Origin of the sequence: Mesorhizobium sp. M0496 (assembly GCF_040321205.1) — a bacterium.
In the GTDB taxonomy this organism is placed as follows: Bacteria; Pseudomonadota; Alphaproteobacteria; order Rhizobiales; family Rhizobiaceae; genus Mesorhizobium.
The window spans coordinates 234,538-240,872 of record NZ_JAMYRC010000003.1 but is presented as its reverse complement, the minus strand read 5'-3'; the positions used below and the strand labels follow the sequence as shown (position 1 = coordinate 240,872).

6 protein-coding genes are annotated in these 6,335 nt (G+C 63.7%); 1 reads left to right on the top strand and 5 read right to left on the bottom strand.

Annotated features, from left to right (window positions below; translation table 11 throughout):
• On the top strand, positions 1 to 859 hold an 859-nt coding region (locus NKI73_RS06025), incomplete at its 5' end, for an ISAs1 family transposase (protein WP_352627931.1).
• Between the two features lie 52 nt (positions 860 to 911).
• Here NKI73_RS06025 and NKI73_RS06020 read toward each other — a convergent pair.
• The 5 genes from NKI73_RS06020 to rnr form a co-directional block, all read right to left on the bottom strand.
• The gene (locus NKI73_RS06020) at positions 912 to 1,370 is read right to left on the bottom strand and encodes a YqfO family protein (protein ID WP_352627930.1); all 459 of its coding nucleotides are present in this window, start codon (positions 1,368 to 1,370) and stop codon (positions 912 to 914) included.
• A 111-nt stretch (positions 1,371 to 1,481) separates the two neighbouring features.
• Entirely contained in the window at positions 1,482 to 2,660 is a 1,179-nt protein-coding gene (locus NKI73_RS06015; protein WP_352627929.1) for an MFS transporter, read from the bottom strand.
• Between the two features lie 79 nt (positions 2,661 to 2,739).
• Positions 2,740 to 3,480 carry an NUDIX hydrolase gene (locus NKI73_RS06010; protein WP_352627928.1) on the bottom strand — a complete coding sequence of 247 codons (741 nt, stop codon included), beginning with the start codon at positions 3,478 to 3,480 and terminating at the stop codon, positions 2,740 to 2,742.
• Positions 3,481 to 3,566: 86 nt separating this feature from the next.
• Entirely contained in the window at positions 3,567 to 4,013 is a 447-nt protein-coding gene (locus NKI73_RS06005) for a DUF983 domain-containing protein (RefSeq protein WP_352627927.1), read from the bottom strand.
• On the bottom strand, positions 4,013 to 6,331 hold the full coding sequence (gene rnr / locus NKI73_RS06000; RefSeq protein WP_352627926.1) for a ribonuclease R: 2,319 nt from the start codon (positions 6,329 to 6,331) through the stop codon (positions 4,013 to 4,015). The genes NKI73_RS06005 and rnr overlap by 1 nt, the downstream gene beginning before the upstream one ends.
• Between the last annotated feature and the right edge of the window lie 4 nt (positions 6,332 to 6,335).

Sequence of the window (6,335 nt, the reverse complement as noted above, 5' to 3'; positions counted from 1 at the left end):
CTGGGTCGAGACCCTGCGCGACAGCGATCCCGAGATCATCGCCGTCGATGGCAAGACCTCACGGCGCAGCCACGCACGCTCCAAGGGACGCGAGCCGCTGCATCTGGTCTCGGCCTGGGCGACCCGTCAAAGGCTCGTGCTCGGCCAGCAGGCGACAGACATAAAATCAAATGAAATCACCGCCATCCCGTTGCTGCTCGAACGCCTTGAACTGACCGGCGCACTGGTCACTATCGATGCCATGGGAACACAGGCGGCAATCGCCGAAGCCGTTGTCGCCAAGGGCGGCGACTATCTGCTCGCGCTCAAGGCCAATTGGCCTGCCACCTTCGCCGATGTCGAGCGCTTCTTCGCGGAGCCGCCGCAAACCATGCTGGAAACACCCGTCGAGACCACCGACAACGACCATGGCCGCCTTGAAGGCCGTCGCCACACCGTCTGCCATACGGTTGACTGGCTGTTCTCCGACCGCCGCTATCCCGGCGAACCGCGCTTCCCGCGCCTGGCCATGATCGGCATGATCGAAACCCGCGTCGAACGCAACGGCAAGACCGAGCACGAGCGGCGCTACTATCTGTCCTCCGCCAAGCTCGACGCCAAAAGCTTCGCCCATGCCGTGCGAGCCCATTGGGGCATCGAGAACCGGCTCCACTGGGTGCTCGATGTCGTCTTTCACGACGATCTCGCGCGTCTCAGAACAGCGCACGGTCCGCAAAACATGGCCATCGTCAAACACATGGCCGTCAACCTCGTCCGAAACCCCAAGGACAAGCACAGCCTCAAGGTTCGACGAAAACTCGCCAATCTCAACGCCGATTATCTCGAAAATCTCATCCGTCAAAAATCAACGTTAACCTGAAGCGATTCCCCTGGCCTTGTGCGACGTGCCTGAGCCGCCTGGTGAGCGGAAATTATGCGGTTTGCGTAGCAGGTGCCGCAACCTTCTTCCAGTCCCCGGTCGTGTTCCACCAGCGATTCGGATTGGCGCGGTCGTCCAGTCCCTTGGAGCGGCTGGCCAGGATCGGCTGAATGCGGATCACCGGTTCCTGATAGGAGTGCGCCTGGAAAATCGCTTCGACGACGCGGGCGGCCAGCGTCTGGTCGTCCGGCAGTTCGAACGAAACCTCGACCGTGCCGGGGCGCCGCCGCAGTTCCGTTTCGGCGCCGGCGGCCGCGCCGTCAAGCGGCCTGTTGCGCTCGATGCCATGCGCCGACTGATAGGCGTTGCGGTCATATTTGCCCATGGCCAGCGGCACTATCGCCACCACTGCGTCCATGATGCGGTCCACGTCGGCGGCTGGAGCCTGGAAGGTCACAAGCAGAAGCAGTGTCATTCGCAACGATGTGGTTTCAAAGCCGCTATCGATCATGGAAGTGTCCTCATGTGTTTTAGGACACCCTTTTAGCCCTGGGCTCCTGACACGGTTCTGTCAGCAGCCTGTCGCCATGCCACGCCAATTCAGAGTTGGCGGCAGTTGGCGCTACAGGAGAACCTTGCGGATAAGCCTGACGCAAACCAGGCCGATATAGGCGGCGAAGAACAGGCCGAGCGACCAACCGAAGCCGGTTGGACCGAATGCATCCATGCCGATGCCAATCGCCTGCGGACCGAGAACCATGCCGACGCCGTAGCACAGCACGAAGGCGGCGTTGGCCGACGCCAGTTCATGGCCTGAAAGCTGCGAGCCGAGATGGGCAAGGCCGATCGTGTACATGGCAGCGACGACGCCGCCCCAGACGAACAGTAGTGCCGCCATCAGATGCCAATTCTGCGCGAAAAAGGGCATGAAGACCGTGCCGGCAAGGCCGACGGCGGCGCAAGCAATCAGCAGATAGCGGCGGTCGCTGACGCGGTCGCTGATCATGCCAATGGGAATCTGCAGCAGCACATTGCCGAGCCCGATCATGGTCAGGAGCAGGGCTGCGTCGGCTTCGGAATAGCCGATGCGGCTGCCGTAGATGGGGAACAGCGCAAAGCCTCCGGTTTCCACCGCGCCGAACACCAGCACGGCGGCGGTCGCCGACGGCACCAGCCAGATGTAGCGCAGGAAATTGCTGGTCTCGCCGTCGGAGACAATGGTCGGGCTCTCGTTGCGCGCCGCCAGCACCGGTATGGCTGCCAGCGCCACCAATCCGATGATGACGCCGAACGGCCTGAAGCCGGAGCTGCCGAGATGGGCGAACAGCCACGGCCCGGCGGCAAAGCCGAGCGACAGAACCGTGGCGTAAATGCCGAGGACAAGGCCGCGCCGGTGTGGCGGCGCCGAGGTGCTGATCCAGAATTCAGACAGGATGAACAGCACCGTCAGCGCGATGTGCAACACGATGCGCAATGGGAACCACATCCAGAAATCCGGCGCGAAATGGAAGCCGACAAAGGCCAGCGCGCCGGTGGCGATCATGGCAATCATGGTCCAGGCGACACCGAAGCGCATGGCGAGCGGTGTGGCGAGCGGCGCTCCGGCGATCGAGGCGAGACCGGCGACGGCCGTGTTGAGGCCGATCATCGAGGCCGAATGGCCGCGTGTTTCGAGGATGACGCTGAGCAATGGCATGCCAAGGCCGATGGCAATGCCGACGACGCTGATCGACGAGATTGCCGCCACCATAGGCAGCCAGTGTACGCGTTCGTCGCCCTGTTGTTGGGTATCGACCGTCATGGGGATGCTGAATACTCTGTCTTTTTGATCTTACGCAATTCCGGACGGAAAGCCGCGTCACACTTTTCCTGGAATTGCTCTAGAGAAGTTCGCGGGTGAAGCGGTTGCGGACAAGCCGGTAGAAGGGCACTGGGCCGCCTGGACGCAACAGCGGATCATGGGCGAGGCGCTTTTGTAGCTCGTCCAGGATCATTCGGGTGATGTCGGGTATGTCGGCTTCCCGGGCCTTGGCAAGTGGCAGCCAGACCAGCTCTTCGAGTTCGTTGGTCGGGCCGCCACCCGGCAGTTCGACCGCGACATCGTCGCGCCAGGCGCTGAAGAAGCGTGTGTCGAAGCGGCGCACCCGGTTGGGCGGCGTGATCGCGCGCGCAACGAAGCGCAGCATGTCTAGAGAGGGCTGCACGCCGTGTTCGGCAAAACCTTGCCAATCGGCCCTGGCCGTGGCGAAAGCGCCTTTGCGGCCGATCAGGAACCCGGCTTCCTCATAGGTCTCGCGGATGGCCGACAAGGCGATGGCGCGGGCTCGTGCGGGGCTTGTGCGGCCCGGCCCGGCGATCAGCCTGGCTTCCTGCTCAGGGTGCAATGCGGCGGCGACCGGGATGCGGCTGTCGGCCGGGTCGGTGCGGCCGCCGGGAAAGACGAACTTGCCTGGCATGAAGGCGTGACCGGCATGGCGGCGGCCCATCAGAACCAGCACGTCATCGCCCTTGCGGTCGAGCAGGATCAGCGTCGCGGCATCACGGGGGCGAATTGGCTGGTCGCTTTGGGCGATCATGCTCCGCTCGATCTTGTCGACTTCCGCCTTGGTCATACCGTCCATGCGCACGAACTAACGGAAACTTCTGGCAAGCGAAAGTGGCCTTTCACGGTCGGTATGTTGCGCCAGGCCGCAATCTTGGCTGCGACTCAGACTTCTGGATGCGGCTCGATCACGTCGTGTTCGCCGCCGAAGCCGTGCATATAGAAGGCCCATTGCAGTCCGATGACAGCACCCTTGACCGGCTGCAACAGCGCGACCGACAGAAGGATGGTCAGCGGCACCCAGATGGCGATGTGCTGCCACGTCGATAGGGTGGATGTCGCCTCCACACCCATGAAAGCGCCGAGCACAATGTGACCGACGATGACGATGACGAGATAGGCAGGCAGGTCGTCGGCGCGGTGGTGATGCAGTTCCTCGCCGCAGACACTGCATGTGTCGACGGTCTTGGTGAAAGCGCGAAACAGCTTGCCTTCGCCGCAATGCGGGCAGCGGCCGAGCAGGCCGCGCTTCATCGCCGTCCACAGCGGGCGGGCAGCCCGGCCCGAGTGATGTTCTCCGCCGAAAACCTGTTCTTCCGTGGCTGTTGTCATCATCGTCTCCTGCCGCGCGAACCCGGTCGCGATTGCGACGCGCGGGCGCGGCCCTTGGCCTTGTGAAACGACCGCTTGGAGCCCGGCAAAGGCTTCGGATCGGTCAACATCTCGAAGCGCATCGCGCCGGCCATCGGCGCCACCTCGACAAGCCGGACCTCGACGCGGTCCGCGAGCTGGTAGCCTTTGCCCGAGCGTTCTCCGAACAGGGAGCGGGCCGTTTCGTCGTAGATATAGTAATCGCCGTTCAATGTTGACACCGGGATGAAACCATCCGCGCCGTACTGCGGCAATTGGACAAATAGTCCTGATTTGGTGACGCCGGAGATGCGGGCGTCGAAACGGTCGTCGATGCGCTCGGCAAGATAGGCGGCGACCAGACGGTCGACCGTGTCCCGCTCTGCCGCCATTGCGCGGCGTTCCGTGCCTGAGATCAGCACCGCGACGTCTTCGAGCCGTGCCGCTTCGTCCTGCGTCAGCCCGCCCGGACCAAGGCCGAGTGCGGCAATAAGTCCGCGATGCACGATCAGATCGGCGTAGCGCCGGATCGGCGAGGTGAAGTGAGCGTAGCGCCTGAGGTTCAGACCGAAATGGCCGATGTTCTTGGGCGAGTATTCGGCCTGGCTCTGCGAGCGCAGCACCACTTCGTTGACCAAGCCCTCATTGTCGGCGCCGCGCACGCGCTCCAGGATGCCATTGAACTGGCTCGGCTGCATCTGCGCGCCGCGCGCCAGCGACAGGCCAAGCGTCTGCAGGAACTCGCGCAGCGATTCCTGCTTGGCGAGAGATGGCGCGTCATGGATGCGGTAGACCAACTCCTGCTTCTTCGCCTCCAGCGTCTCGGCTGCCGCGACATTGGCCTGGATCATGAATTCTTCGATGAGCTTGTGGGCATCGAGCCGCTCCGGCACGATGACGCGATCGACGGTGCCGTCCGGCTTGAGCAGGATCTTGCGCTCCGGCAGATCGAGTTCGAGCGGCTGGCGGCCCTCGCGGCCATGCTTGAGGGTCGCATAGGCATCCCACAGCGGCTTCAGCACCGTATCGAGGATCGGGCCGGTCTTCTCGTCCGGCACGCCGTCGATCGCTGCTTGTGCCTGGCTATAGGCGAGCTTTGCCGCCGACTTCATCATGACGCGATGGAAGGAGTGCCTGAGCTTGCGGCCCTCGGCCGAAAAGATCATGCGCACCGCCAGCGCCGGGCGATCCTGGCCCTCGCGCAGCGAGCAGAGATCGTTGGAGATGCGCTCGGGCAGCATCGGCACCACGCGATCCGGGAAATAGACCGAATTGCCGCGCTTCAGCGCCTCGCGGTCGAGCGCGGTGCCATAGCGCACATAGGCCGCGACATCGGCGATCGCCACCGTGGCGACTACGCCGCCGGGGTTCTTCTCGTCGAGATCCGGCGTGGCGAAAACGGCGTCGTCATGGTCCTTGGCGTCGGCCGGATCGATGGTGACCAGCGGCAGGTCGCGCCAGTCCTCGCGGTGGGCAAGCGTTGCCGACTTGACGGCTTCGGATTCGGCGATGACGTCGGCCGGAAAGATATGCGGAATGTCGTGCGCGTGGATGGCGATCATCGAGACCGCCTTTTCGCTGGTCAGCGAACCCAGCACGTTGAGCACCTTGGCTCTCGGCAGGCCATAGCGGGAGGCGCGCGCGGGCTCGACCTCGACCAGGTCGCCGCTTTTGGCGCCGTTCTGGAATTCCTTGTCGACGATCAGTTCTGGCTGGCGCCGTTCCACCGGTTCGATGCGGAAGGTGCCGTCCTGCAGAATGCGAAAGACACCGAGCACGGCATCGCTGCGTTTTTCGAAAATCTTTACCACCCGTCCGGTGTATGCCGGGCCACCCAGGGCGACATTCGTCTCGTCGGCGGGAAAGGTCTTGGCCAGCACGCGGTCGCCAATGCCGGGCGCCGGTCCACCACCACTGCGCGACAGGCGGATGGAAACGATGGGTGGCGGTCCATTGGCTGTGTGTTCGGTGGGACGCGCCAACAGCACGCCATCGGCGTCACGGTCAAAAATATCGAGGACCGTGACGTGGGGCAGGGCACCGACGCGAGCCAACCCCTTGCGCTCCTTGGTCAGAAAACCTTCGTCCTGCAGGTCGCGCAGCAGATCCTTCAGCCAGATGCGGTCGTCGCCGCGCAGCGCGAACGCCTTGGCGATGTCGCGTTTTCCGGCGCGATCGGGATTTTCGGCGATGTAGCGCAGGATTTCGTCGCGCGATGGCCGATAGTCGTCCTTGACCTTGGCCCTGGTGTCGGCGGTGCGCGGATCGCCGTGGGTTCTACCGGTGATCTTGCGCGCCACGCCG

Coding starts and splice junctions, on each gene's coding strand:
- NKI73_RS06020 (WP_352627930.1), bottom strand. CDS start 1,370: ATGATCGATAGCGGCTTTGAAACCACATCGTTGCGAATGACACTGCTT.
- NKI73_RS06005 (WP_352627927.1), bottom strand. CDS start 4,013: ATGACAACAGCCACGGAAGAACAGGTTTTCGGCGGAGAACATCACTCG.
- NKI73_RS06010 (WP_352627928.1), bottom strand. CDS start 3,480: ATGGACGGTATGACCAAGGCGGAAGTCGACAAGATCGAGCGGAGCATG.
- NKI73_RS06015 (WP_352627929.1), bottom strand. CDS start 2,660: ATGACGGTCGATACCCAACAACAGGGCGACGAACGCGTACACTGGCTG.